The sequence below is a fragment of the Mycobacterium sp. genome, from assembly GCF_044223235.1.
Taxonomy (GTDB): Bacteria; Actinomycetota; Actinomycetes; order Mycobacteriales; family Mycobacteriaceae; genus Mycobacterium.
This window is the reverse complement of the sequence record NZ_JBGAME010000014.1, coordinates 93,618-118,169: the sequence shown is the minus strand read 5'-3', so window position 1 is coordinate 118,169 and position 24,552 is coordinate 93,618. Positions and strand designations below refer to the sequence as shown.

General features: G+C 68.7%; 20 protein-coding genes. 17 read left to right on the top strand and 3 right to left on the bottom strand.

The annotated features are described in order from the left end of the window. Positions 1-24 precede the first annotated feature (24 nt). The 8 genes from ADBZ6K_RS17330 (at position 25) to ADBZ6K_RS17295 (ending at position 11,666) form a co-directional block, all read left to right on the top strand. Positions 25-1,257, top strand: coding sequence for an ankyrin repeat domain-containing protein (locus ADBZ6K_RS17330; RefSeq protein WP_526348849.1), 1,233 nt, complete (start codon positions 25-27; stop codon positions 1,255-1,257). 131 nt (positions 1,258-1,388) lie between these two features. Then, complete coding sequence (locus tag ADBZ6K_RS17325; RefSeq protein WP_526348847.1) at positions 1,389-3,836, top strand: FAD-dependent oxidoreductase; 2,448 nt, start codon at positions 1,389-1,391, stop codon at positions 3,834-3,836. 39 nt (positions 3,837-3,875) lie between these two features. After that, complete coding sequence (gene solA / locus ADBZ6K_RS17320) at positions 3,876-4,973, top strand: N-methyl-L-tryptophan oxidase (RefSeq protein ID WP_526348887.1); 1,098 nt, start codon at positions 3,876-3,878, stop codon at positions 4,971-4,973. Further along, positions 4,970-5,170: a hypothetical protein gene (locus tag ADBZ6K_RS17315; protein WP_526348845.1), complete on the top strand. Its 201-nt coding sequence runs from the start codon at positions 4,970-4,972 to the stop codon at positions 5,168-5,170. The genes solA and ADBZ6K_RS17315 overlap by 4 nt, the downstream gene beginning before the upstream one ends. Positions 5,171-5,174: 4 nt before the next feature. Beyond that, a complete protein-coding gene (locus ADBZ6K_RS17310; protein WP_526348843.1) occupies positions 5,175-6,653 on the top strand; it encodes an aldehyde dehydrogenase family protein in 1,479 nt (492 codons plus the stop codon). Between the two features lie 51 nt (positions 6,654-6,704). Then, on the top strand, positions 6,705-8,258 hold the full coding sequence (locus tag ADBZ6K_RS17305) for an amino acid permease (protein WP_526348841.1): 1,554 nt from the start codon (positions 6,705-6,707) through the stop codon (positions 8,256-8,258). Continuing rightward, positions 8,258-9,820, top strand: a complete 1,563-nt coding sequence (locus ADBZ6K_RS17300; RefSeq protein ID WP_526348839.1) for a GMC family oxidoreductase — start codon at positions 8,258-8,260, stop codon at positions 9,818-9,820. Before ADBZ6K_RS17305 ends, ADBZ6K_RS17300 begins: the two co-directional genes overlap by 1 nt. 70 nt (positions 9,821-9,890) lie before the next feature. Then, a complete protein-coding gene (locus ADBZ6K_RS17295; RefSeq protein ID WP_526348885.1) occupies positions 9,891-11,666 on the top strand; it encodes a putative nucleotidyltransferase substrate binding domain-containing protein in 1,776 nt (591 codons plus the stop codon). A 61-nt stretch (positions 11,667-11,727) separates the two neighbouring features. Here ADBZ6K_RS17295 and ADBZ6K_RS17290 read toward each other — a convergent pair whose 3' ends face one another. Beyond that, positions 11,728-12,615 carry an alpha/beta fold hydrolase gene (locus tag ADBZ6K_RS17290; RefSeq protein WP_526348837.1) on the bottom strand — a complete coding sequence of 296 codons (888 nt, stop codon included), beginning with the start codon at positions 12,613-12,615 and terminating at the stop codon, positions 11,728-11,730. Positions 12,616-12,777: 162 nt separating this feature from the next. Here ADBZ6K_RS17290 and pafA point away from each other — a divergent pair, with 162 nt between their 5' ends. From pafA to ADBZ6K_RS17255, 7 genes are all read left to right on the top strand, one after another. After that, a complete protein-coding gene (pafA, locus tag ADBZ6K_RS17285) occupies positions 12,778-14,136 on the top strand; it encodes a Pup--protein ligase (protein ID WP_526348835.1) in 1,359 nt (452 codons plus the stop codon). Positions 14,137-14,158: 22 nt separating this feature from the next. Then, positions 14,159-15,142 (top strand): helix-turn-helix transcriptional regulator, encoded by a 984-nt coding sequence (locus ADBZ6K_RS17280; RefSeq protein WP_526348833.1) that lies wholly within the window; start codon positions 14,159-14,161, stop codon positions 15,140-15,142. Then, positions 15,135-16,163: a helix-turn-helix transcriptional regulator gene (locus ADBZ6K_RS17275; protein ID WP_526348831.1), complete on the top strand. Its 1,029-nt coding sequence runs from the start codon at positions 15,135-15,137 to the stop codon at positions 16,161-16,163. Before ADBZ6K_RS17280 ends, ADBZ6K_RS17275 begins: the two co-directional genes overlap by 8 nt. A gap of 30 nt (positions 16,164-16,193) precedes the next feature. Further along, a complete protein-coding gene (gene tatA, locus ADBZ6K_RS17270) occupies positions 16,194-16,454 on the top strand; it encodes a Sec-independent protein translocase subunit TatA (RefSeq protein ID WP_526348883.1) in 261 nt (86 codons plus the stop codon). 97 nt (positions 16,455-16,551) lie between these two features. After that, complete coding sequence (gene tatC, locus ADBZ6K_RS17265; RefSeq protein ID WP_526348829.1) at positions 16,552-17,541, top strand: twin-arginine translocase subunit TatC; 990 nt, start codon at positions 16,552-16,554, stop codon at positions 17,539-17,541. Next, positions 17,531-20,296 carry a DEAD/DEAH box helicase gene (locus tag ADBZ6K_RS17260; RefSeq protein WP_526348881.1) on the top strand — a complete coding sequence of 922 codons (2,766 nt, stop codon included), beginning with the start codon at positions 17,531-17,533 and terminating at the stop codon, positions 20,294-20,296. The genes tatC and ADBZ6K_RS17260 overlap by 11 nt, the downstream gene beginning before the upstream one ends. A 35-nt stretch (positions 20,297-20,331) precedes the next feature. Continuing rightward, positions 20,332-21,138: a DUF4333 domain-containing protein gene (locus tag ADBZ6K_RS17255; protein WP_526348827.1), complete on the top strand. Its 807-nt coding sequence runs from the start codon at positions 20,332-20,334 to the stop codon at positions 21,136-21,138. A gap of 12 nt (positions 21,139-21,150) precedes the next feature. Here ADBZ6K_RS17255 and ADBZ6K_RS17250 read toward each other — a convergent pair whose 3' ends face one another. Further along, positions 21,151-22,104 (bottom strand): 5'-3' exonuclease, encoded by a 954-nt coding sequence (locus ADBZ6K_RS17250; RefSeq protein WP_526348825.1) that lies wholly within the window; start codon positions 22,102-22,104, stop codon positions 21,151-21,153. Positions 22,105-22,165: 61 nt separating this feature from the next. On the opposite strand from ADBZ6K_RS17250, the gene ADBZ6K_RS17245 reads away from it, so the two are divergent. Continuing rightward, entirely contained in the window at positions 22,166-23,290 is a 1,125-nt protein-coding gene (locus tag ADBZ6K_RS17245) for a M24 family metallopeptidase (RefSeq protein ID WP_526348823.1), read from the top strand. Positions 23,291-23,310: 20 nt separating this feature from the next. Here the strand turns inward: ADBZ6K_RS17245 and ADBZ6K_RS17240 are convergent, their stop codons facing one another. After that, entirely contained in the window at positions 23,311-23,724 is a 414-nt protein-coding gene (locus ADBZ6K_RS17240; protein ID WP_526348821.1) for a F420-dependent biliverdin reductase, read from the bottom strand. A 35-nt stretch (positions 23,725-23,759) separates the two neighbouring features. Here ADBZ6K_RS17240 and ADBZ6K_RS17235 point away from each other — a divergent pair, with 35 nt between their 5' ends. After that, positions 23,760-24,518 (top strand): SDR family NAD(P)-dependent oxidoreductase, encoded by a 759-nt coding sequence (locus ADBZ6K_RS17235; protein ID WP_526348819.1) that lies wholly within the window; start codon positions 23,760-23,762, stop codon positions 24,516-24,518. The last annotated feature ends 34 nt before the right edge of the window (positions 24,519-24,552 follow it).

The following is a 24,552-nucleotide window of genomic DNA, read 5'->3' as shown; positions in this document are numbered from 1 at the left end:
GCCGGGCGTGTGAGAGGAGGCACCGTGGCCAGCACCCTGCCCGACAATCCCTCGCTGGACCGGCTGCGCGACGAAGCCCGCAGGCTCCAGCGCGGCGTCCGAGATACCGACCCACGAGCACTACAGGCCGTCCGTCGCCATCACCCGCGACCCGACGCCGCGCTCGCCGACGGCCCACCCCGGTTCGCGCTGCACGACGCGCAGCTGACCGTGGCCCGGAAGTACGGCTTCACCGGGTGGCCGGCCCTCGTGCACTACCTGCGGCTTGCTGCCGGCCTCAGCGTCGACCCGAGCGACGTCGACGAAAACGCCCTCCACCCTGCCGACCGGTTCTGCAGCCTGGCATCGCTGCGCTACGACGGCACCGACGCCCCGCCGCGATGGCAGGCCGCGGCCGATCTGCTGGCGTCGGATCCCGGCCTGGTCGAGCGCCATATCTGGGCGGCGGCGTCGGCAGCAGACCCCATCGCGCTGGCGCGCCACCTGGCGGCCCGGGGCGAAGCGGCCGGGGCCCGTGGCGGACCGTTCGGCTGGGCTCCGTTGATGTACCTGTGTTACTCACGCGCCCCGTTGAACCGCAGCGTCGAGCAGGTGTGCGCCGTCGCCTCGATGCTGCTCGACGCCGGCGCCGACCCGAACGCGGGATACCTCTGGCGCGGGATGTCGACCCCGTTCACCGTGCTGACGGGCGTATTCGGCGAGGGCGAGCAGGGGCCCCGCCGACAGCCCCGCCACCGTTTCGAGGAGCCGCTGGCGACGTTGCTGTTGGCCCGCGGATCGCACCCGGCCGACCAGCAGACGCTCTACAACCGCATGTTCCGGGCCGACGATTCGCATCTGGAACTGCTGTTCGCATCCGGCCTCGCCGATGCCGGACCGAGCCCGTGGGAGCGCCGGCTGGGAGAGGCGATGGAAACCCGTGAGCAGATGTGGCAGCGGCAGATCGGCTGGGCCGTCGAGCACGGATTCGCCCACCGGCTGCACCTGCTGACCCGGCACGGACTGGACGTGCCGGACGCAATACTCGCGGAACCGTCGGATCCGTCCGATCCCAATGCACGCGACCGCCAGGGCGCCACGTCCCTGCACCATGCGGCCTGGGACGGCGATGTCGTCCGTATCCGGCGGTTGCTCGACGCGGGAGCGGACCCGACCGCCACCGATCTGCGGTTCGGCACCACGCCGATGCAATGGGCCGAGCACGCGTATCAAACCGAGGCCGCCGATCTGCTTCGGGAACACACCGCGGGCACCTGACCACAGGAAACGCACAGGGAACCGCAACACCAATTTTCCAGGCCATTGTTGACTCCGCGACAGGACCGGGGAATTATTGTCGCGTCCGACAGAACATGTTGCGTAATTCGCAACAGACTGGAAGGCCGGTCATGCAGAAGGTGGTCGTCATCGGCGCCGGGATCGTGGGCACGTCCCTGGCGGACGAGCTGACGATGCGCGGCCTCACCGATGTCACCGTCGTCGACCGGGGACCGCTGTTCGCCACGGGTGGATCCACCTCCCACGCACCCGGATTGGTATTCCAGACCAACCCGTCCAAAACGATGTCGGCGTTCGCCCGCTACACCGTCGAAAAGTTCAGTGGGCTCGACCATCCCGACGGCTGGGCGTTCAACCCCGTCGGTGGACTGGAGATCGCGGCGACCCCGCAGCGGTGGGCCGACCTGCACCGCAAGGCGGGCTGGGCGGCGGCGTGGGGGATCGAGGGCCGGCTGCTCACCCCCGCCGAATGCGTGGCGCTCTACCCACTGCTGGACCGCGACCGCGTCCTCGGCGGCTTCCACACCCCGGGTGACGGCCTGGCCAAAGCCCTGCGGGCGGCCGAGGCACAGGCGCACCGCGCCGAGTCGCGCGGTGCCCGATTCCTACCGAACACAGAGGTTCTCGGCGTCGTCGACCGCGACGGACGGGTGGCGGGCGTGCGCACGTGGGACGGGGTGATCGACGCCGACGTGGTCGTCTGCGCGGCCGGTTTCTGGGGTGCCGAACTGGCCAAGCAGGTTGGCCTCGTCGTGCCGCTGATACCCATGGCGCACCAGTACGTGCGCACCGGCCAGATCGCCGCGCTCGTCGGGCGCAACACCGAACTCGCGGAGGCGGGCCTGCCGATCCTGCGCCACCAGGACCGCGACCTCTACTTCCGGGAGCACGTCGACAGGATGGGCATCGGCTCCTACCTGCACAAGCCGATGCCCGTCGACATGTCGACGCTGATAGCCGACACGGCCGGCGAGCCGATGCCCTCGATGTTGCCCTTCACCGAAGAGGACTTCGCCCCCGCCTGGACCGAAGCGGTGAAGATACTTCCAGCGCTGGATGATTCGAAGGTCGAGGAGGCCTACAACGGCATCTTCTCGTTCACTCCCGACGGGTTCTCGATCATGGGGGAGCACCGCGAACTGAGCGGGTTCTGGGTCGCCGAGGCGGTCTGGGTGACTCACTCGGCCGGTATCGCCAGGGCCACCGCGGAATGGATCGTCGACGGCACACCGTCGGTCGACGTGCACGAATGCGATTTGTACCGCTTCGAAGACGTGGCCCGCAGCCCGCGGTTCATCGCGCAGACCAGCTCGCAGGCATTCGTCGAGGTCTACGACGTCATCCACCCGTACCAGTCCCGCACCGCCCTGCGCGGGCTGCGCACCAGCCCGTTCTATTTCCGCCAGCGCGAACTCGGCGCGTTCTTCTACGAAGGCGGCGGCTGGGAACGGCCTGCCTGGTTCCAGGCGAATGCCCCTCTGGCAGAACGCCTACGCGCAGAAGGGCTGCCGTTCCCCGAGCGCGACGACTGGTCGGCGATGTTCTGGTCGCCGATCTCGATCGCCGAGGCGTACTGGACCCGCCAGCGCGTCGCCATGTACGACATGACCCCGCTGACCCGGTACGAGATCGCGGGGTCCGGTGCCGCCGCATTCCTGCAACGGATGACGACCAACAACGTCGACAAGAGCGTCGGCTCCGTGACGTACACCTTGCTGCTCGACGAAACCGGAGGCATACGAAGCGATCTCACCGTCGCCCGGCTGGCCGACACCAGGTTCCAGGTGGGAGCGAACTCCCCGCTGGATCTCGACTGGCTGACCCGGCACCTGCCCGGAGACGGATCGGTCACTCTGCGCGATATCACCGGCGGCACCTGCTGTGTCGGGCTGTGGGGCCCGCTGGCGCGCGACATGCTGCAACCGCTGTGCCCGGATAATCTGTCCCACAAGGCGTTCGGTTACTTCCGCGCCATCCGCAGCCATGTCGGCGCGATTCCGGTGACCATGATGCGGGTGTCCTACGTCGGCGAGCTCGGCTGGGAGATCTACACCGGCGCCGAGCACGGAGCGGCGCTGTGGGAGCTGCTCGAGGAGGCGGGTCAGCCGCACGAAGCCATCGCGGCGGGCCGGATCGCGTTCAACAGTCTGCGCATCGAGAAGGGCTACCGCGGGTGGGGCACCGACATGACCGCCGAACACACCCCGGCTCAGGCCGGACTCGGATTCGCCGTCCGGATGGACAAGGACGACTTCCTCGGCAAGGCTGCCCTCGACAGCGCAGATAGACCCGAAACCGTGTTGGGCAGCATCGTTTTCGATGATCCCGCCGCGGTGGTGCTCGGCAAGGAGGCGGTGTTCCGCGACGGGCAGTGCATCGGATACGTCACCAGCGCGGGCTATTCGGCCACCGTCGGCCGCTGCATCGCGTACGCATGGCTGCCCGCCGGTTTGGTACCCGGCGACGAGGTCACCGTCGACTACCGCGGCACCGGCTACCGCGCGGCGGTACACGCCGAACCCGTGGTCGATCCCGAGATGACCCGGATCCGGCGGTGAACCGTGAGCCATGACGTCATCGTCGTCGGCCTGGGTGGCATGGGCAGCGCGGCGGCCTACCACCTCGCCGCCCGCGGGCAGAAGGTCCTCGGGCTGGAGAAGTACACCGCGGCGCACGACAAGGGATCCAGCCACGGCGGCTCGCGCATCATCCGGCAGTCCTACTTCGAAGATCCGGCGTATGTGCCGCTGGTGCTGCGGTCCTACCAATTGTGGGAGGCGCTGTCGGCGGACACCGGATTGGAGGTCTACCGACTGACGGGCGGGCTCTTCATGGGGGCGCCGGACAGTCTCACGGTCGCGGGCAGCCTACGCGCCAGCCGGGAATGGAACCTGCCGCACGAGGTGCTGGAGGCGGCGCAGATCGCCGACCGGTTCCCGATGTTGACGCCGCGCCGGGGCGATGTGGCGCTCTACGAGGCCAAGGCGGGTTTCGCCAGGCCGGAGATGACGGTACAAGCGCACCTCGATCTGGCTCAACGTGCCGGGGCCACCCTGCATTTCGGAGAGGAAGTGCTGGACTGGGCAGAGACCCCCGCAGGCGTCAGTGTCACCACGACGCATGGGACCTACACCGCGGGTCAACTGGTGATCTGCCCGGGAGCCTGGGCCCCGAAGTTGCTGTCCGCGTTCGGCATCCCCATCACCGTCGAGCGCCAGGTGCTGTACTGGCTCGACCCGGTCGGCGGGACGGCGCCGTTCGAGGAACATCCCATCTTCATCTACGAGAACCGTCACGGCATGCAGGTCTACGGATTTCCGGCCATCGACGGCCCGACGGGTGGGGTGAAGGTGTCATTCTTCCGCAAAGGCGTCGTGTGCACACCGGACACCATCGACCGGCAGGTGCACGACGACGAGATCGCAGCCATTCGTGAGCAGGTGACCGAGTTGGTGCCCGCACTGGCCGGGCCGTGTGTGCACTCGGCGACGTGCATGTACTCCAACACCCCTGACGAGCATTTCGTCATCGCCCGCCACCCCGATGCGGCCAATGTGTCGATCGCGTGCGGGTTCTCCGGGCACGGATTCAAATTCGTACCCGTCGTCGGCGAGATCCTCGCCGATCTCGCGACCACGGGTGCCACCGCGCACCCGATCTCGCTGTTCGACCCCCGACGGCTGGTGACCATATGACCGCGACCGACCAGACAGATGAGACCTCGGCCCTCATCGCGACGCTGGCAGGCCTCTACTACACCAGCGCCGACGTCTCCGCCCGCGAGCAGTCCCGGAACGCGTGGACCTGCACGATCGTGGAATGCGACTGGCTCTACACCGCCGATGTGTTCCACCGGTGGCTGACCTCCCGGCTCGGCGACACGAAGGGTTGATTCGATGAACGGAGAGCCTGACCTGTTTATCGGCGGGACGTGGCGGCACGCCTCCGACGGCGGGACGCGCAGCATCGTCAACCCCGCCGACGGCAGCATCGCCGCGATCGTCGACGAGGCCACGCCCGACGACGCGCTGGCGGCGGTCGCGGCCGCCCGCACCGCCTTCGACGAGGGCAGCTGGCCCGTCACCCCGGTCGCCGAGCGAGCGGCGCTGCTCGACCGCATCGCCGATCTGCTCCAGCGCGACAAGGAGTCGCTGGCCCGGCTGGAGACGGCCGACACGGGCAAGACGCTGGCCGAGAGCCGGATCGACATCGACGACGTGACTTCGGTTTTCCGCTACTACGCGCGGTTGGCGGCGGTCGAATCGGACCGGCTGGTCGACGTCGGAGATCCCGCGGTGATCAGCCGGATCGTGCGCGAACCGATCGGGGTGTGCGTGCTGATCGCTCCGTGGAATTACCCGCTGCTGCAGATGTCGTGGAAGGTCGCACCCGCGTTGGCCGCCGGCTGCACGATGGTCGCCAAACCCAGCGAGGTCACGCCCCTGACCACCATCGCGTTTACGCACCTGCTCGAGGAGGCCGGCGTGCCCGCGTCGGTGGTCAACCTCGTCCAGGGGGCGGGCGCCACCCTGGGAGCGGCCCTGACCGACAATCCCGACGTCGATTTCATCTCGTTCACGGGAGGGCTGGCCACCGGACGGGCGATCTCGAAGGTTGCGGCCGAACACGTCACCAAGGTCGCTGTCGAACTCGGAGGTAAGAACCCCCACATCGTGTTCGCCGACGCAGATTTCGAGACAGCGGTGGACGTCGTGCTCACCGGCGTGTTCCTGCATTCGGGTCAGGTGTGCTCGGCAGGAACCCGCCTGATCGTGGAGGAACCCATCGCCGACGACTTCGTCGCCGCACTGGCCGCCCGCGCGGAATGCATCCGCATCGGAGACGGCATGGATCCGGCGAGCGAGACCGGTCCGCTGGTATCCGAGCAGCATCTCGCCAAGGTCGATTCCCATGTGCAGCAGGGAATCTCCGAGGGCGCCAAACTCGTCACCGGGGGCGCCCGGCCGAGCGATCCGGCGCTCGCGAAGGGCAGTTTCTATCTGCCGACGATCTTCGATCGGTGCGACCGGTCGATGCGGATCGTCCAGGAGGAGACCTTCGGACCGATCCTCACGGTGGAGCGATTCACCACCGAAGCCGAGGCCATCGCCCTCGGCAACGACACGCAGTACGGTCTCGCGGCGGGTGTTCGGACATCCGATCCAGCGCGGGGCGAACGTGTGGTGCGGGCGCTGCGGCACGGCACGGTGTGGCTCAACGATTTCGGCTACTACACCGCGGCCGCGGAGTGGGGCGGATTCGGCAAGTCGGGTAACGGCCGCGAACTCGGTCCGAGCGGGCTGGCGGAATACCAAGAGATCAAGCACATCTGGCACAACACCGAACCGAAGCCCGCCGGCTGGTTCAAGGGTTGATCGGCCCGCGGCGCTGCCTGCCGCGGTACACAGTTCAAGAGAGGACGACCCATGGCGGTAAACGCTGGAGACCCACACCCCGACAGCGGCATGGAGGACTTCGGATATCGGGAATCGCTGGATCGCAGCATCGGTAAGTTCGCCAGTTTCGCGGCCGGTGTCAGCTACATCTCGATCCTGACCGGAACCTTCCAGCTGTTCTATTTCGGCTTCGGCACCGCCGGACCGGCCTATCTGTGGTCGTGGCCGATGGTCTTCGTCGGCCAGATGGCCGTCGCGCTGTGCTTCATGGAGCTCGCCGCCAAATACCCCGTTGCGGGGTCGGTGTACAACTGGTCGAAGAAGCTGGGCAGCCGCCTGGTCGGCTGGTCGTCGGGCTGGCTGATGCTGACCGCGTCGATCGTCACCATCTCGGCGGTGGTGCTGGCGTACCAGCTCAACCTGCCGCGAATCTGGAGCGGATTCCAGATCATCGGCGACGGCACCGGAACCTATGATTTCGCGGCCAACGCCGTCGTTCTCGGCTCCGTGCTGATCGCGTTCACCACCATCGTCAACGCCCTCGGGGTCAGGCTGATGGCCATGATCAACAGTGCGGGCGTGTTCATCGAGTTGATCGCCGCCGTGCTGATCGCGATCATCCTGGCCGTCAACGTCACCCGCGGTCCGCAGGTGTTCTTCTCCACCAACGGATACGGGGCCGGTGAGAGTTACGGATTTTTCGGGGCGTTCCTGGTCGCGTCACTGGCGTCGCTGTATGTAATGTACGGGTTCGACACCGCCAGTTCGCTGGGTGAGGAGACCGTCGAACCCCGTCGCACCGCGCCCAAGGCGATCTTCCGTGCCATCCTGGCATCCTTCGTGATCGGCGGCGCCATCCTGGTTTTCGCGGTGATGTCCGCACCCAACCTCGACGATCCGAAGATCGGCGAGAGCAGCGGTGGCCTGCAGTACATCGTCGAGCAGGTGATGTGGGGACCGCTGGGCAAGATCTTCCTGATCTGCATCGTCGTCGCGGTCACCGTGTGCACGCTGGCCGTACACACCGCCGCCATCCGGTTGTCCTTCGCGATGGCACGTGACAATGCGCTGCCCTTCGGCGAGAAGCTCGCCAGGGTGCACCCGAAGACCCAGACGCCCATCGTCCCGGCCGTCGTCATCGGCGTGATCGCCGCGATCATCCTGGTAATCAACATCGAGCAGCCCAAGATCTTCACGGTGCTCACGTCGATCGCGATCATCATGATCTACCTCGCCTACCTGATGGTCACCGGGCCGATGCTCAAAAAGCGTCTGCGGGGCCAGTGGCCGCCAAAGGATCTCAAGGAGGGTGGCTATTTCACGATGGGTAAATGGGGTCTTCCGGTGAACATCTTCGCCGTGCTGTGGGGCACGCTGATGGCCATCAACCTGGCCTGGCCGCGCGTCGCCGTCTACGGCGATCCCTGGTACAACACCTGGGGCGCGTTCGTCTACATCGGCGTGATCCTCGGGTCGGGCCTGCTGTGGTACGCCGTCAAGGGACGCCACCACATCGGAACCCTGGAATCCCATGCGGCAGCGCCGGTGACGAGCGCTGAGAACACGGCGACGGGACAGGCGTGATGTCCGGTACATCAGCGACCTTCGATTATGTGATCGCAGGCGGCGGAACCGCGGGCTGCGTGCTGGCCGCCCGCCTGTCGGAGGACCCCGACGTGACGGTGTGCCTGGTCGAGGCCGGGCCCTCCGATGTGGGCGACGACCGAATCCTGGTGCTGTCGCAGTGGATGCATCTGCTCGACTCCGGCTACGACTGGGACTACCCGGTGGAACCGCAGGAACGCGGCAACTCGTTCATGCGCCACGCGCGGGCCAGAGTGCTCGGCGGATGCTCGTCGCACAACTCGTGTATCGCGTTCTGGCCGCCTGCCGAATGCCTCGACGAGTGGGTGGCCATGGGTGCGGACGGGTGGGGTGCGGCCGACACTCTGCCCCTTCTCGACCGGCTGACCAAAACCGTTCTGCTGCGCGATGTTCCACCCGACGATCCGTGCGGAACCGCGGTGCTGGACGCCGCGGCGATGGTCGGGCTGCCGACGGTGGCGTTCAACCGCGGCGACACAGTGCACAACGGCGCCGGATGGTTCCAGATCAACGCCGACGAGGACGGCGTCAGGATGTCCTCGTCGCACGCCTACCTGCATCCGATCCTCGACAGCAGGCCCAACCTCGAGGTGCGCACCGACTGCTGGATCGCCGAGATCCTGTTCGACGACGCGCTCGGCGCTACGGGGGTGCGCTATCAACGGCCGGACCTCACCGGGTACGACACCGTGTCGGCCCGCCATGAGGTGATCGTCTGCGCCGGCGCCATCGACACCCCGAAACTGTTGATGCTGTCGGGGATCGGGCCCGCCGGCCACCTCGGCGACATGGGGATCGACGTCCGCGTCGACGCACCGGGCGTCGGCGCCAACCTCGACGACCACGTCGAGGGGCTGGTGTTCTGGGAGGCTTCCCGGCCGATGGTGACGACCTCGACGCAGTGGTGGGAGATCGGCCTGTTCACCACGGTCGACGAGGGCAGCCCGCAGCCGGATCTGATGATGCACTACGGCAGCGTCCCGTTCGACATGAACACGTTGCGCCGCGGCTACCCGACCACCGACAACGGATTCTGCCTGACACCCAACGTGACTCAGGGCCGCTCGCGGGGCACGGTGCGGCTGCGCAGCCCCGATTTCCGGGACCGGGCCAGGGTGGACCCGCGGTACTTCACCGACCCGGAGGGCTACGACGAGCGGATCATGCTCACCGGAGTGAAACTGGCCAGGCGGATCGCCGAGCAGACACCGCTGGCCGCGTGGGTCGCGGGCGAGCTGGCGCCCGGGCCCGACGCCGTGACCGACGACGAACTGCTGGACTACATCCACCAGTGCCACAACACCGTCTATCACCCGGCGGCCACCGCACGCATGGGCTCCGTCAGCGATCCGATGGCGGTGCTCGACCCCGAGTTGCGCGTCAAGGGTGTGTCGCGGCTGAGGGTCGTCGACGCCTCGGCGATGCCGAAGCTGCCCGCCGTGAACCCGAACATCACGGTGATGACGATGGCCGAGAAATGCGCCGACCTCATCCGCGCGTCCACACCTACCCGGATGGCCGTCGCCGACCGGCCGGCCTGAGCGGGTGACCGAGCCCGGCCCCGACGGCGAGCTTCGATCGTTCCTGGGCGCGCACACCCCGTTTCAGCGGATGCCGCGCGCCGAATTGGACGAGCTGGCCGCGGATGCCCGCGTGGTGGACTTCGCTGCGGGGGAGGTGGTGGCGGATTACGCCGCACGGCCACCCGACGAGGTGTGGATGGTGCGCACCGGCCAGGTGCTGCTGCAAGGGGCCGACGGCGCCGCCATCGACACCGTCGGACCGGGCGGGATCTTCGGCTACACGCCGCTGCTCACCGGTGACAGCATGGCCTTCGTGGCGCGAACGGCCATGGCGTGCACGCTGATCCGGCTACCCGGGCCGATGATGCGGGCCCAGTTCGCCAAACCCGCCGGCCTGGCCTTCCTCGCCTCGGCCTGGATCGTCCCGGCCGCCGAGCGGCCAGCGGTGGCGAGGGTGACGGACGCCAAGCCGGTGCGCGAGCTCCTGCACGGGGCGGTCGTGACCGTGACGCCCGCGACGTCGGTCCGCGATGCGGCGATGCGGATGACCGAGCAGCACGTGTCGTGTGCGCTGATCCGGCTGCCCGACGGGGACCTGGGCATCTTCACCGACCGCGACCTGCGGACCCGCGTCGTGGCGCCGGGCCTGTCCGCCGATGTGCCGATCGCGACGGTGATGAGCGCACCCGCCCGCCGGGTGACACCGGATCTGGCCGCCGAGACCGTCCTGATGGAGATGCTGGAGTGCGGTCTGCGGCATATGCCGGTGGTGACCGCGCGCGGTGAGGTGCTCGGCGTGCTGGAGGACGCCGACCTGCTGGCGGCCTCGGCCAGGCAGAGTTTCATGGTGCGCCGGGCGATCGCGCAGGCGAGGGACCCCGCCGAACTGGCCGCCGCGGGCCGCCGGGTGGGCGGGCTGGCCGGTGAGCTGTTCCGCGGGGGCACCAAGGCCACGGCCGTCAGCGCCATCCTCTCGGTCGTCCTCGACAGTTTGGTGCGCAGGGCACTCGAGCTGGCGAGGGCGGAGGTGCCCGATGCGCCCGCGGGTGGTTTCGCCTGGCTGACGCTGGGCAGTATCGCAAGGCGGGAGGCGATGCCGTCATCCGACGTCGACAGCGCACTGTCGGTTGCCGATGAATCCGTATCGGCGAGTGAGGATTTCCGCAGCATCGCCGCTAGAACTCACGACATCCTCGACGGCTGCGGGTTGCCCGCCGACCGCAACGGGGCGCTGGCATGCAAGGCGGGTTTCGTGCGGTCGGCCTCCGGCTGGTACACCGCGGCCGAGGGCTGGCTGGACGATCCGCTGCGCGACCACGGTCTCATCCTGTCGTCGTTGATGATCGACGGGCGGGTGGTGTGGGGCGATCCCGCACTGCACACCGTGCCGAATGCGTTCCGCCGGATTCGCGACGACCACCCCAACGCGCTGCGCCTCCAGCTGCTCGACGCGTTGTCGGGGCGGGTGCGAACCCGCTCGTTGCGCGATGTGTTATCAAGGCGCGGAGGGACTTTCGATCTGAAGAACCATGCCGTCACGCCGATCGTCAACCTGGCCAGGTGGGGTGGTCTGGCCGCCGGGGTGACTTCGGCGACGACCCCGGCGCGGCTGGCGGCGGCCGCCGCGGCCGAGGCCGTCAGCGAGAGCGACGCAGGCACGCTCACCGATGTCTTCCTGATGCTGCAGCGGCTGCGGATGACCCATCAGATCGAGCAGCAGTCGGCTGGCCGCGAGCCCGGCGACGTCGTCACCATGTCGGAACTGTCCCCGCTCAACCGCAGCCAGCTCAGCGAAGGGCTTCGGGAGATCACCGCCGTGCAGCGGCGGGTCCGCAGCGTCGGGGTGCCACCCGGATTAGGGTGACCGGGGAGACGACGAATCTGGCGATCCTCGGCGGCGGGCGGGACTGGACCACCCGAGGCGATCAGTCGACGCCTCGGGTGGGTCGAACTCGGCCGAGGATCAGGCCCGCGAACCGGTCGGGGCATTCCAGCGGCGTGAAATGCCCGACGCCGTCGGCGATGTGCACCGCGACGTCGAAGAAGTAGTCTCCGGCCCGGTCGGACCATTCGACCGGGAACAGCGGATCCTTGAGTGGCCACAGCACGTCCGTCGACGCCGCGATCTTGATGGCCCGGTCGGGTGGCAGCTCGGTCAGCGACTGGGCGATCATGCCCGCACCTGCGCGGTACCACGCGGTTGAGGCGTTGAACGAGCCGGGCAGCGCGTAGTCCGACACCAGTTGGTCCAGATCGTCTTCGGAGAGCACGAAATCCGGGCCGGACCAGTGCGTCCAGAAGTGGCGCAGGTACTCGCGCACCGCCTCCGCGTCGCCGTCGATCAGCCGGCTGGCCAGCGGCAACTGGTGGAAGGCCTGATACCAGAATTCGCGCTGCGCCCGCACCGCCAGCACGCGATCACCCGCACCGGGCAGCGGCGGCGACAGGACCAGCGACCTGACCAGATCGGGTTGCATCCGCGCCACGCTCTGGGCCACCCGGCTGCCGACGTCGTAGCCGGCCAGCACCACATCCGACAGACCCAGCTCGTTGATCAGACCGACGACGCTGGCGGCCTGCGCCGAGGCGCTGTAGAAGTGCCGTACGTCGACGGCGTGCTTGTCAGAGCCGCCGAATCCGCGCAGATCGGGGACGACAACGTCGGCGGCGTCGCGTAGCAGCGGCACCACCCTGCGATAGTCGTGGCGATTGCCGGGCCAGCCGTGCAACAGGACCACCGGTGGCGCCGCGGAACTGCCGAAGCGGTCAAAGGTCAGCCGGAAACCGTCCACCGGGGCGCTGCGTGACGACACCGGTCAATTCTGCGCAATTGTCACCCCGCTTTGTGCCGGGTTGCCGAATCGCCGCGAGGCCGGGGTGTCCACAGCTAGGGCGGTCCGCTGGGCGGCGACTCGCTGAGCCATTGCACAGCCCTTGCGCACCGTCGCCGCGGGGTAACCCGTAAGCTCGATGAGGTGCAGCGGCGAATCATGGGCATCGAGACCGAATTCGGTGTGACCTGCACGTTCCATGGCCATCGCCGGCTGAGCCCCGATGAGGTCGCTCGCTACCTGTTCCGGCGTGTGGTGTCGTGGGGCCGCAGTTCCAATGTCTTCCTGCGCAACGGCGCCCGGCTGTATCTCGATGTGGGATCCCACCCCGAGTACGCCACCGCCGAGTGCGACAACCTGGTCCAGCTGGTCACCCATGACAGGGCAGGCGAGCGGGTGCTTGAGGATTTGCTCATCGACGCCGAGCAGCGGCTGGCCGATGAGGGCATCGGCGGGGACATCTACCTGTTCAAGAACAACACCGACTCGGCGGGCAACTCCTACGGCTGCCACGAGAACTACCTGATCGTGCGGGCAGGCGAGTTCTCCAGGATCTCCGATGTACTGCTGCCGTTCCTGGTCACCCGCCAGCTGATCTGCGGTGCGGGCAAGGTGCTGCAGACGCCGAAGGCCGCCACCTTCTGCCTGAGCCAGCGCGCCGAGCACATCTGGGAGGGCGTGTCGAGCGCGACCACCCGCAGCAGGCCGATCATCAACACCCGCGACGAACCACACGCCGACGCCGAGAAGTACCGCAGGCTGCACGTCATCGTCGGCGACTCCAACATGTGCGAGGCCACCACCATGCTCAAGGTGGGGACCGCGTCGCTGGTGCTGGAGATGATCGAGGCCGGCGTGGCCTTCCGCGACTTCTCCCTGGATAACCCGATCCGCGCGATCCGCGAGGTCAGCCACGATCTGACCGGCAGGCGTCCGGTGCGGCTGGCCGGCGGGCGGCAGGCCAGCGCGCTGGACATTCAGCGCGAGTACTACGGCCGCGCCGTCGAGTACCTGCAGACCAGGGAACCCAACGCGCAGATCGGTCAGGTCGTCGACCTGTGGGGCCGCCAGCTCGACGCGGTCGAGAGCCAGGACTTCGCCAAGGTCGACACCGAGATCGACTGGGTGATCAAGCGCAAGCTGTTCCAGCGCTACCAGGACCGCTACAACATGGAGCTGTCCGACGCCAAGATCAGCCAGCTCGACCTGGCCTACCACGACATCAAACGCGGCCGCGGTGTGTTCGACCTGCTGCAACGCAAGGGGCTGGCCGCGCGCATCACCACCGACGAGGACATCGAGGCGGCGGTGAACACCCCGCCGCAGACGACGCGGGCCAAGTTGCGCGGCGAGTTCATCAGCGCGGCGCAGGAGGCGGGCCGCGACTTCACGGTCGACTGGGTGCACCTCAAGCTCAACGATCAGGCACAGCGCACGGTGCTGTGCAAGGACCCGTTCCGGTCGGTCGACGAGCGGGTCAAACGGTTGATCGCGAGCATGTGACCCGACCCTTAGGCTGAGGCGAGTGGCGACCTCCAAAGTCGAGCGGTTGATGAACCTTGTCATCGCGCTGCTGTCCACCAGGACATTCCTCACCGCGGAGCGGATCCGCCGCGCCGTTGCCGGCTACTCCGAATCCGCAAGCGACGAGGCCTTCTCGCGGATGTTCGAGCGGGACAAGAACGAGTTGCGCGACCTCGGGATCCCTCTGGAGACGGGCCGGGTGTCGCAGTTCGACCCGACCGAGGGGTACCGGATCAACCGAGACGCCTATGCGCTGCCCGCGGTGGAGTTGACCGCCGACGAGGCGGCCGCCGTCGCGGTGGCCACCCAGTTGTGGGAGTCGCCCGAGCTGGTGACAGCCACCCAGGGCGCGCTGCTCAAGCTTCGCGCCGCCGGTGTCGATGTGGACGTGGCCGACGCAGGCGTCGCGATCACGGCGGCCGCCGCCCTGCCCGGCAGGCGCGGATCCGAGGAGATCCTCGGCGCGCTGTTGTCGGCGATCGACTCCGGTCACGCCGTGCAGTTCCCGCACCGGCCGTCGCGCACCGATCCCTACACCACCCGCACCGTCGAACCGTGGGGTGTGGTCACGCACCGCACCCGCTGGTACTTGGTGGGCCACGACCGCGACCGGCAGGCCACCCGCACCTTCCGGCTGTCGCGGATCGGCGACGCCGTGACGGCCATCGGCCCGGCCGGGGCGGTGACCAAACCCGCGGGCACCGACCTGCGGGAGATCGTGCGGCGGGCGGTCGACGAGTGGCCGACCGGGGCGATGGCCAGGGTCTGGGTCGCCGACGGGCGTGCGACCGCGCTGCGCCGCCGGGCCAGCCCGCTTGGTGCGAGCACGCTGGCGGGGCGCCCCGGGGAGGAGATCAGCGTCGAGATCGGAATGTTCGACCAGTTGGGCCGCGAGATCGCGAGCTACGGCGCCGACGCCGTCGTGCTGGAGCCGCAGTCGCTGCGCGACGACGTGATCGCGCGGCTGCGCGCGCAGCATGAGTAGCGTTTCGATCCGGCTGGTCCGGCTGCTGAACATGGTGCCCTACTTCCAGGCCAACCCGCGGATCACCTACGAGGAGGCTGCGTCCGATCTGGGTGTGACGGTCAAACAGCTGCGCGAAGACCTCAACCAGCTGTGGATGTGTGGCCTGCCCGGCTACGGGCCGGGCGACCTGATCGACTTCGAGTTCTCCGGCGACACCATCGAAGTGACGTTCTCTGCGGGCATCGATCATCCGCTGCGGTTGACTTCTCCGGAGGCGACCGGCGTGCTTGTCGCCCTGCGGACGTTGGGGGATGTGCCGGGCATGGTCGACCCGGAGGCCGCGCGCAGCGCCATCGCCAAGATCGAATCGGCGGCGGGCACCGTCAACCCCGACTTCACCGGGACGGTGGCCGCGGTGGAGGAACCCGCGCCGGTGGAGAGTGCGTCGGCGGCGGCCGTGCGGTCGGCGGTGCGCACGGGGCGCGCTCTGGCCATCGAGTACTACTCGGCGTCGCACGACACGCTGTCCGGCCGTGTCGTCGACCCGATCCGGGTGGTACTGGTCGGCGACCACAGCTATCTCGAGGCGTGGTGCCGCACCGCAGAAGGGGTGCGGCTGTTCCGGTTCGACCGCATCGTCGACGCCCGTAGGCTCGACGAGCCGTCGGCGCCGCCCGAGCCCGCGGTGCAGGCCGTCCCGGACACGTCCTTGTTCGACGCCGATCCGGCGCTGCCGTCGGCAACGCTGCGGATCGACCGGTCCGCGGGCTGGGTGTTCGACTACTACCCGCTGCGTGTGCTGCGGGAGCTGCCCGACGGTGCCTGCGAGGCGGCGATGACCTACGCCTCCGACGACTGGATGGCCCGTTTCGTGCTCGGTTTCGGCTCGGCAGTCCGAATCCTGGAGCCGCAGGAGCTGGCGGCGCGGGTGCGCGACGCTGCGGGCGCCGCGCTCGGCGCATACGGGATTGCCGTGTGCAGCGGCTCCGACAGCGCCTCTGAAAGCGGCACGGGTTCTGCTGCCGGTGCCGCCGGGTAGACTCGGCGCTGACGTCTGGAGGTGACCAAATTGGGTGGTCTGCAACCGTGGCACTGGGTGATCGTGATCGCGGTATTCGTGTTGTTGTTCGGCGCCAAGAAGCTCCCGGATGCGGCTCGTTCACTCGGTAAGTCGATGCGGATCTTCAAGTCCGAGATAAAAGAGATGCAGGCCGAGTCGAGGTCTGAGCCCGACATCGTTCCGCCGGCCACTCCCATCGCGTCGGAGCGTGTCGACACGCCGAATCCGGCACCGGGTACGACACAGCCGTCCGACCAGCGGCCAGCCTGACCGACGGCCATGCGCGCGACGCGGCTCATTGCCGCGTCGCGCGGCCGTGTCGTCCAGACTGTCGCTGACATCGCATCGTTAGATCGCTAGGCCACCAGTGCAGAGCACCACACTCTTCAGGAAACTCGACCCCCGCCGTCGCCGCACCCGGGTGAACCCGGACGGCACGATGTCGCTGGTCGAACATCTGCATGAACTCCGCAACCGGTTGCTGCTCTCCGTCGCGGCCGTGCTGCTCACCACGATCCTCGGGTTCTTCTGGTACACCCACTCGATCTTCGGGTTCCACAGCCTCGGCGAATGGCTGCGCGGCCCCTACTGTTCGCTGCCCGACACCGCTCGGGCCGCCATCACCCCCAACGGCGAGTGCCGCCTGCTGGCGACGGCGCCGTTCGACCAGTTCATGCTGCGCCTGAAGGTCGCGCTGGTCGCAGGCATCGTGCTGGCCTGCCCGGTGTGGCTCTACGAGGTCTGGGCGTTCATCACGCCCGGCCTGTACAAGAAGGAACGCCGCTTCGCGATGGCCTTCGTCGGCGTGGGTGCCGTGCTGTTCGTCGGCGGCGCCGTGCTGGCGTACGTGGTGCTGGCCAAGGCCCTGCACTTCCTGCTCACGGTGGGCAGCGACGTCCAGGTCACTGCGCTTTCGGGTGACCAGTATTTCGGGTTCCTCATCAATCTGCTGCTGGTCTTCGGCATCAGCTTCGAGTTCCCGCTGCTCATCATCATGCTCAACCTCGTCGGCATGCTGACCTACGAGAAGCTCAAGGCGTGGCGGCGGGGCCTGATCTTCGGGCTGTTCGTGTTCGCCGCGTTCGCCACGCCGGGGTCGGATCCGTTCTCGATGCTGGCACTGTCGCTGGCCCTGACGGTGCTACTCGAATGCGCCATCCAGATCGCGCGGATTCACGACAGACGCAAGGCCAAGCGGGAGGCCGCGGCCGGATGGGGCGACCTTCCCGACGACCAGGCGTCGCCGATCGGCCCGTCCACGCCCGTCGGGCAGGCCGGTGCGATCGAACCGCCGTCGGCGGTCACCCCGTCGGCCGGGCCGGCATCGCGGATCGCGCCGCATGACGATGTCACTTGAGCCACCCGACACCGAACTGGCCGGGTTCGCCGCGCAGCTACCTTTCGAACTCGACGAATTCCAGCGTCGGGCCTGCCGGGCGCTCGAGGCAGGCCACGGGGTGCTGGTCTGCGCACCGACCGGCGCAGGTAAGACCGTGGTGGGCGAGTTCGCCGTCCACCTCGCCCTCGCCGCGGGCCGAAAGTGCTTCTACACCACGCCGATCAAGGCGCTGAGCAACCAGAAGCACAATGACCTCGTCCGCCGGTACGGCGCAGGCGCGATCGGCCTGCTCACCGGCGACCAGTCCATCAACGGCGACGCCGACGTCGTGGTGATGACCACCGAGGTCCTTCGCAACATGCTCTACGCGAATTCCCATGCACTTGGCGGCCTTTCGTATGTGGTCATGGACGAGGTGCACTTCCTGGCCGACCGGATGCGGGGCGCGGTCTGGGAGGAGGTGATCCTGCACCTGCCCGAAGAGGTGCGGCTGGTCAGCCTCTCGGCCACGGTGAGCAACGCCGAGGAGTTCGGCGGCTGGATCCAGACGGTGCGCGGGGACACCACCGTCGTGGTCGACGAGCACCGGCCGGTCCCGCTATGGCAGCACGTGATGGTGGGCAAGCGGCTGTTCGATCTGTTCGACTACCGTGCCGGCGGCGCAGCCAAGAACGGGCCGCTGGTCGATCCGGAACTCGTGCGGCACATCGCGCATCGCCGCGAAGCGGAGCGGCTCGTGGACTGGCAACCCCGCGGTCGCGGCAGGCCAGGTCAGCGCGGGGGACGGCCCGGGATCTACCGGCCGCCGGGCCGGCCCGAGGTGATCGGCGCGCTGGACCGCGAGGGTCTGCTGCCCGCGATCACGTTCGTGTTCTCGCGGGCCGGCTGCGACGCCGCCGTCAAGCAGTGCCTGCGTTCGTCGCTGCGGCTGACCAATGACGACGAACGGGCACGCATCGCCGAGGTGATCGACCGGCGGTGCGCCGACCTGGCCGAGGCCGATCTGGTGGTCCTCGACTATCACGAGTGGCGGGAAGGACTGCTACGCGGTCTGGCCGCCCACCACGCCGGGATGCTGCCCGTGTTTCGCCACACCGTGGAGGAACTGTTCACCGCCGGCCTGGTGAAGGCCGTGTTCGCCACGGAGACATTGGCGTTGGGCATCAACATGCCCGCCCGCACGGTGGTGCTGGAGCGATTGGTCAAGTTCAACGGCGAGCAGCACGCGCCGCTCACTCCGGGCGAATACACCCAGCTCACCGGGCGAGCCGGGCGGCGGGGCATCGACGTGGAAGGCCACGCCGTGGTGCTGTGGTACCCCGACATCGAGCCCGCTGAGGTTGCGGGCCTGGCCTCCACCCGCACGTTCCCGCTGCGCAGCTCCTTCGCGCCGTCCTACAACATGACCATCAACCTCGTCGCACATATGAGCCCCGCCCAGGCTCGCGCGCTGCTGGAGCGCTCGTTTGCGCAGTATCAGGCGGACCGCTCGGTGGTGGGGCAGGTCCGCGCCGTCGAACGCGGCGAGCGCATGCTCGGCGAGATCGCCGCCGAACTCGGCGGCCGCAACGCGCCGGTCATCGACTACGCCCGGCTGCGGGCGACAATCTCCGAACGGGAAAGGGCGCAATCGCGCGCCTCGCGCCTGCAGCGGCGGCAGGCCGCCACCGACGCGCTGGCCTCGCTGCGCCGCGGTGACATCATCACCATCGCCCACGGCCGCCGCGGCGGGCTGGCGGTGGTGCTCGAACCGGACCGCGACAGCGACGATCCCCGGCCGCTGGTGGTTTCCGAACACCGCTGGGCCGGCAGGATTTCGTCGGCCGATTACTCCGGTGCGTCCCCGCCGCTCGGCTCGATGGCGCTGCCCAAGCGGGTCGAACACCGCCAGCCCAGGGTGCGCCGTGATGTCGCGTCGGCGCTGCGGGCGGCCGCAGCCAACCTGACCGGACCGCCGGCGAAGGCGGGCCGCCGCTCGGAGGTCCGGGACGGTGACGACGAGCTGGCGACGCTGCGCGAGCGGCTCCGCGCCCATCCGGCGCATCAGATTCCCGACCGGGAAGCGCGGGTCCGGCTGGCCGAACGCTACCTGCGCATCGAGCGGGACAACGAGCAGATCAAACAGAAGGTGGCTGCTGCAACCAACTCGCTGGCGCGTACCTTCGACCGGATCGTCGTGCTGCTGCGCGAACGCGCGTTCATCGAGTCCGCCGGCGGCGCGGCCTCGGCCGACGACCTTGTGGTCACCGATGACGGGCGGCTGCTGGCGCGGATCTACAGCGAAAGCGACCTACTGGTCGCCGAATGCCTGCGCCGTGGAACGTGGGAGGGTCTGCGGCCGGCCGAGCTGGCCGCGATGATCTCGGCGGTCCTGTACGAATCCCGCGGTGACACGCCCGGCGCGCCACCGGGCGGCGAGGTTCCCAGCGGTACGCTGCGGCGCGCGCTGAACCAGACCCGCAGGCTGTGGGCCGATCTGCGGGCCGACGAGCAACGCCACCGGATCGCGCAGAGTCGCGAACCCGACGAAGGGTTCGTCACGGCGGTGTATCACTGGGCAACAACGGGAGATCTGACGACTGCGCTGGCCGCATCCGACGTGACCGGCGGCGGGTCGCCGTTGTCCGCGGGTGACTTCGTGCGGTGGTGCCGGCAGGTGCTCGACTTGCTCGATCAGGTGCGAATTACGGCGCCGTCGAAGGCCGTTCGGGTGAGCGCGAAACGCGCCATCAACGACGTTCGTCGCGGCGTCGTCGCTGTTGACAGCGGGTAGTGTGTTGCCAGCAGGTAGTACCAGCAAGGAGAGAGATGAGCGGACCGCAGGGATCTGACTCCACGCAGCCGTGGGCCGGTCAGCAGCCGGAGTCTGGCAGTAAGCCGCAGGCCGGTGACGCGTCGGCCAGCCAATGGCAGCCACCATCCGCGGGTTCGGGGTCCGACAAGCCGGCAGGCGATCAGCCGTCGTGGCAGCCGCCGGCCTACACACCGCAGCAGTATCCGCAGTACCAGCAGCCCGGCGCGCCGTCCGGCCCCGCCTATCAGCAGCCGCAGCAGTATCCGCCCACCGAACAGTTCGGCCAGCAGGGCTCGGAATACTCACAGTCGGGCTACGGTCAGCCGCCTCAGTACGGTCAACCGCAGTACGGCCAGCAATACGGTCAGTACGGCCAGCCCCAGTACGGTCAGCAGCCCGGCCAGTACGGCCAGCCGTCACAGCAACCCAATCAGTACGGGCAGTACAGCCCGTACCCCACGCCCGGCGCCGAGGAGGGTTCCAAGCGGTCGCTGGCCGTCGTCGGCGGGATCATCGGTGTGCTGGCGGCGATCGTCGTCGCCGCGGTGCTGGTGCTCGGCTTCTGGAAGCCGGGGTTCTTCGTCACCACCAAACTCGATGTCAACGCCGCCCAGACCGGCGTCCAGCAAATTCTCACCGATGAGACCAACGGCTACGGTGCCCGCAACGTCCAGGACGTCACCTGCAACGACGGTCAGAGCCCGACGGTGCGCAAGGGCGACACGTTCAACTGCGAGGTCAGCATCGACGGCACCAAGCGTCAGGTCACCGTGACGTTCCAGGACGACGACGGCACCTACGAGGTGGGCCGCCCCAGGTAGTGGGTTGCGGCGCTAGCGCTCGTCGGTGAGGGCCTTCTGCAGGCGCGCCACCGACGAGCCGAGCCCATACGCGCCGGCCAGCTGGCTGACCCGTGCGCGGTCGCGCGCGTACGGGGGCAGTGCGTCATCGGCTGTCGACAGCGCCACCGGTGCATCCGTGGCCACCCGCACCACCGGATTGGCCGCCTGCAGATAGCCTGCCGCGGCGAGCAGTTTGGCCCGATGTGCCCTCGACATCGTCGATTTCGGGTCGCGGGCGGCCGCGAGTATGCCCTCGAGCGAGCCGTGCCTCATCAGCAGGGTCGCGGCCGTCTTCTCACCAACGCCAGGCACCCCGGGCAGCCCGTCGGACGGATCACCCCGCAGCAGGGCCAGCTCGGCGTAGCCGGGCCCGGCCCGCTCGACCGGAACCCCGTACCGCTCGGCGACCTCGTTGGGGCCGTACAGGGTCGCCTTGGCCAGCCCGCGGCCCAGGTAGAGCACCCGTACCGGGACCGGCTCGTCGCGGACCAGCTGCAGCAGGTCGCGGTCGCCGCTGACCACCACAACGGGGTCGCGGCGCTCCCTGGCCGCCAGCGTGCCCAGCACGTCGTCGGCCTCGAAACCCGCCGCGCCCGCCGTGGCGATCCCGAAAGCGTCGAGCAGCGCCATGATGACGTCCACCTGTGGTGTCAGATCTTCGGGGACGACTTCCACATCCGGGCTGCCCGCGGGCGCCTCGGCGGCGACCCGGTGCGCCTTGTAGGACGGCACCAGATCCACCCGCCACTGCGGGCGCCAGTCGTCGTCGCGGCAGACGACCAGCCGGCCGGGACGCTCCCTGGTGATCACGGTGGCGACCGCGTCGAGGAAACCCCGCACGGCGTTCACCGGCCGTCCGTCGGGGCCGGTGATCGATGCGGGCACCCCGAAGTACGACCGGAACCACATGCTGGCGCCGTCGAGCAGCACTACCGGACTGGACATGGGGTGTCACCCTAGCGCCAGTAGCGTGGGGTCCCCGACTCCGCCGGTTAACCTTGCTGCCATGAGTGCCAGTCGATTCAGCACCGAGGTGTACGGCAGGCGGCTACGCGCCGCGGCGGACGCCACCGCGAGCGCGGGCCTGGCCGGTCTGGTGATCACCCCCGGCTACGACCTTCGCTATCTGGTGGGGTCACGCGCCCAGACCTTCGAACGGCTCACCGCCCTGGTGCTGCCCGCCGACGGTGACCCGACGATCGTGGTGCCGCGGCTGGAACTGGCTTCGCTGAAGGAATCCGCGGTCACCGAACTCGGCCTCGTGGTGCGAGACTGGGTGGACGGGGACGACCCGTATCAGTTGGTCGCTGAGGCGCTGGGTGGCGCCCCGGCCAGGGTCGCGGTCACCGACTCGATGCCCGCCCTGCACCTGCTGCCGCTGGCCGAGATCCTCGGCGCGGTGCCGGTTCTGGCGACGGGAGTGCTGCGGCGGCTGCGGATGCTCAAGGACGCCGCCGAGGTCGATGCGCTGCGCAAGGCGGGTGCGGCGATCGACCGGGTGCACGCCCGGGTTCCGGAGTTTCTTGCGCCCGGCCGCACCGAAGCCGACGTCGCCGCCGACATCGCCAAAGCGATTGTCGCCGAAGGCCATTCCGAGGTTGCCTTCATCATCGTCGGGTCGGGGCCGCACGGCGCCGACCCTCACCACGAATGCTCCGAACGCGAACTGCGGACCGGTGACATCGTGGTGGTCGACATCGGCGGACCCTACGAACCCGGGTATAACTCCGACTCGACGCGCACCTACAGCCTGGGCGAGCCGGACCCAGAGGTCGCCAGGCGCTACGCGGTGCTGCAGCGTGCGCAGCGGGCCGCCGTGGAGGCGGTGCGACCTGGGGTGACTGCCGAGCAGGTGGACGCCGCGGCCCGTGACGTGCTGGCCGCCGAGGGCCTCGCCGAGTGGTTCGTGCACCGCACCGGTCACGGCATCGGGCTGTCGGTGCACGAGGAGCCCTACATCGTCGCGGGCAACGACCTGCCGCTGGAGGCAGGTATGGCGTTCAGTGTGGAGCCGGGTATCTATTTCCCGGGCGAGTGGGGTGCCCGCATCGAGGACATTGTGATCGTGACCGCCGATGGTGCGGTGTCGGTGAACAACCGCCCGCACGAGCTGGTCGTCATCCCTGGGTGAGTACCTGTGTGAGGGCCGGGTCAGTCGGCGCTGCGGTCGAGCAGGTCGGAGGATCCCAGCACCCGCTCGATGCGGACCTCGATGACCACCCGCCGCGGATTGACCCGCGGAGTGCGATAGCGCTGCGCGTAACGCAATTCGGCGTCGCGGACCGCCTCGGCGTCGTTGTTGACCGTGGATTTGCCCTCCAGCGACAGCCAGCGCGCACCGTCGACCTGGCTGAGCACCGCAACGCCGCGCTCCTGGGCGTTGAGCGCCTTCTGCGAGCCGCCGGTGGTGATGACCCGCGCGATGTGCGTCGCGGGGTCGAATGTGAACCCCACCGCGACGACGTGCGGTGAGTTGTCCGAACGCAGCGTGGTCAGCATCGCCAGATGCCGTTCGGTGAGAAACGCCAGCGCGTCCTCGGTCAGCCGGGTGGTTGCCTTCGCCATCGATACCCACGCTAGCGCAGGACATAATCGCAGCCATGAAAGACACGGCCGACACCAACCGTGGCGTCGTTGTGATTTTCGGCGGCCGCAGCGAGATCGGCGCCGAACTCGCGGTGCGCCTGGCTCCCGGAGCGACGGTCCTGCTGCTCGCGCGCGGTGGCGACCGAATGGATCAGCAGGTGGCAGCGGTGCGGGCGGCGGGGGCGGCGGCGGTGCACACCGGGCAGTTCGACGCCGACGACGTCGCGTCGCACGGGCCGCTGGTCAGTTCGATCGTGGCCGAGCACGGGCCGATCGGGACCGCGGTGCTGGCGTTCGGCGTCCTCGGCGACCAGGCCCGCGCCGAGGCCGACCCGGCGCACGCGGTGGCCGTCGTGCACACCGACTATGTCGCCCAGGTCAGCCTGCTGACCGTGCTGGCATCGACCATGCGGGTGGCTCGCCGGGGGACGATAGTGGTGTTCTCTTCGGTGGCGGGGGTGCGGGTGCGGCGGGCCAACTATGTCTACGGTTCGGCCAAGGCCGGGTTGGACGGTTTCGCCAGCGGTCTGGCCGACGCGCTGCACGGCACCGGGGTGCTGCTGCTGATAGTGCGACCCGGTTTCGTGATCGGGCGGATGACGGAGGGGATGTCGCCGGCGCCGATGTCGAGCACCCCGCCGCAGGTCGCCGACGCAACGGTGGCGGCCCTTGCCGGAGGCAGGCGTACGGTGTGGATCCCGTGGGCGCTGAGGCCGGTGTTCTTCGGGATGCGGATGCTGCCGCAGTTCGTCTGGCGCAGGCTGCCGCGATGAGCGCTTGCGCGAAGAGCAGAGGATCCCGATGATC

Bases quoted from the DNA above. Each gene is read 5' to 3' on its own strand.
- ADBZ6K_RS17325 (WP_526348847.1), top strand. From the start codon at position 1,389: ATGCAGAAGGTGGTCGTCATCGGCGCCGGGATCGTGGGCACGTCCCTG.
- solA (WP_526348887.1), top strand. From the start codon at position 3,876: ATGGGCAGCGCGGCGGCCTACCACCTCGCCGCCCGCGGGCAGAAGGTC.
- ADBZ6K_RS17315 (WP_526348845.1), top strand. From the start codon at position 4,970: ATGACCGCGACCGACCAGACAGATGAGACCTCGGCCCTCATCGCGACG.
- ADBZ6K_RS17310 (WP_526348843.1), top strand. From the start codon at position 5,175: ATGAACGGAGAGCCTGACCTGTTTATCGGCGGGACGTGGCGGCACGCC.
- ADBZ6K_RS17305 (WP_526348841.1), top strand. From the start codon at position 6,705: ATGGCGGTAAACGCTGGAGACCCACACCCCGACAGCGGCATGGAGGAC.
- ADBZ6K_RS17300 (WP_526348839.1), top strand. From the start codon at position 8,258: ATGTCCGGTACATCAGCGACCTTCGATTATGTGATCGCAGGCGGCGGA.
- ADBZ6K_RS17295 (WP_526348885.1), top strand. From the start codon at position 9,891: ATGCCGCGCGCCGAATTGGACGAGCTGGCCGCGGATGCCCGCGTGGTG.
- ADBZ6K_RS17275 (WP_526348831.1), top strand. From the start codon at position 15,135: ATGAGTAGCGTTTCGATCCGGCTGGTCCGGCTGCTGAACATGGTGCCC.
- ADBZ6K_RS17260 (WP_526348881.1), top strand. From the start codon at position 17,531: ATGTCACTTGAGCCACCCGACACCGAACTGGCCGGGTTCGCCGCGCAG.
- ADBZ6K_RS17255 (WP_526348827.1), top strand. From the start codon at position 20,332: ATGAGCGGACCGCAGGGATCTGACTCCACGCAGCCGTGGGCCGGTCAG.
- ADBZ6K_RS17250 (WP_526348825.1), bottom strand. From the start codon at position 22,104: ATGTCCAGTCCGGTAGTGCTGCTCGACGGCGCCAGCATGTGGTTCCGG.
- ADBZ6K_RS17245 (WP_526348823.1), top strand. From the start codon at position 22,166: ATGAGTGCCAGTCGATTCAGCACCGAGGTGTACGGCAGGCGGCTACGC.
- ADBZ6K_RS17240 (WP_526348821.1), bottom strand. From the start codon at position 23,724: ATGGCGAAGGCAACCACCCGGCTGACCGAGGACGCGCTGGCGTTTCTC.
- ADBZ6K_RS17235 (WP_526348819.1), top strand. From the start codon at position 23,760: ATGAAAGACACGGCCGACACCAACCGTGGCGTCGTTGTGATTTTCGGC.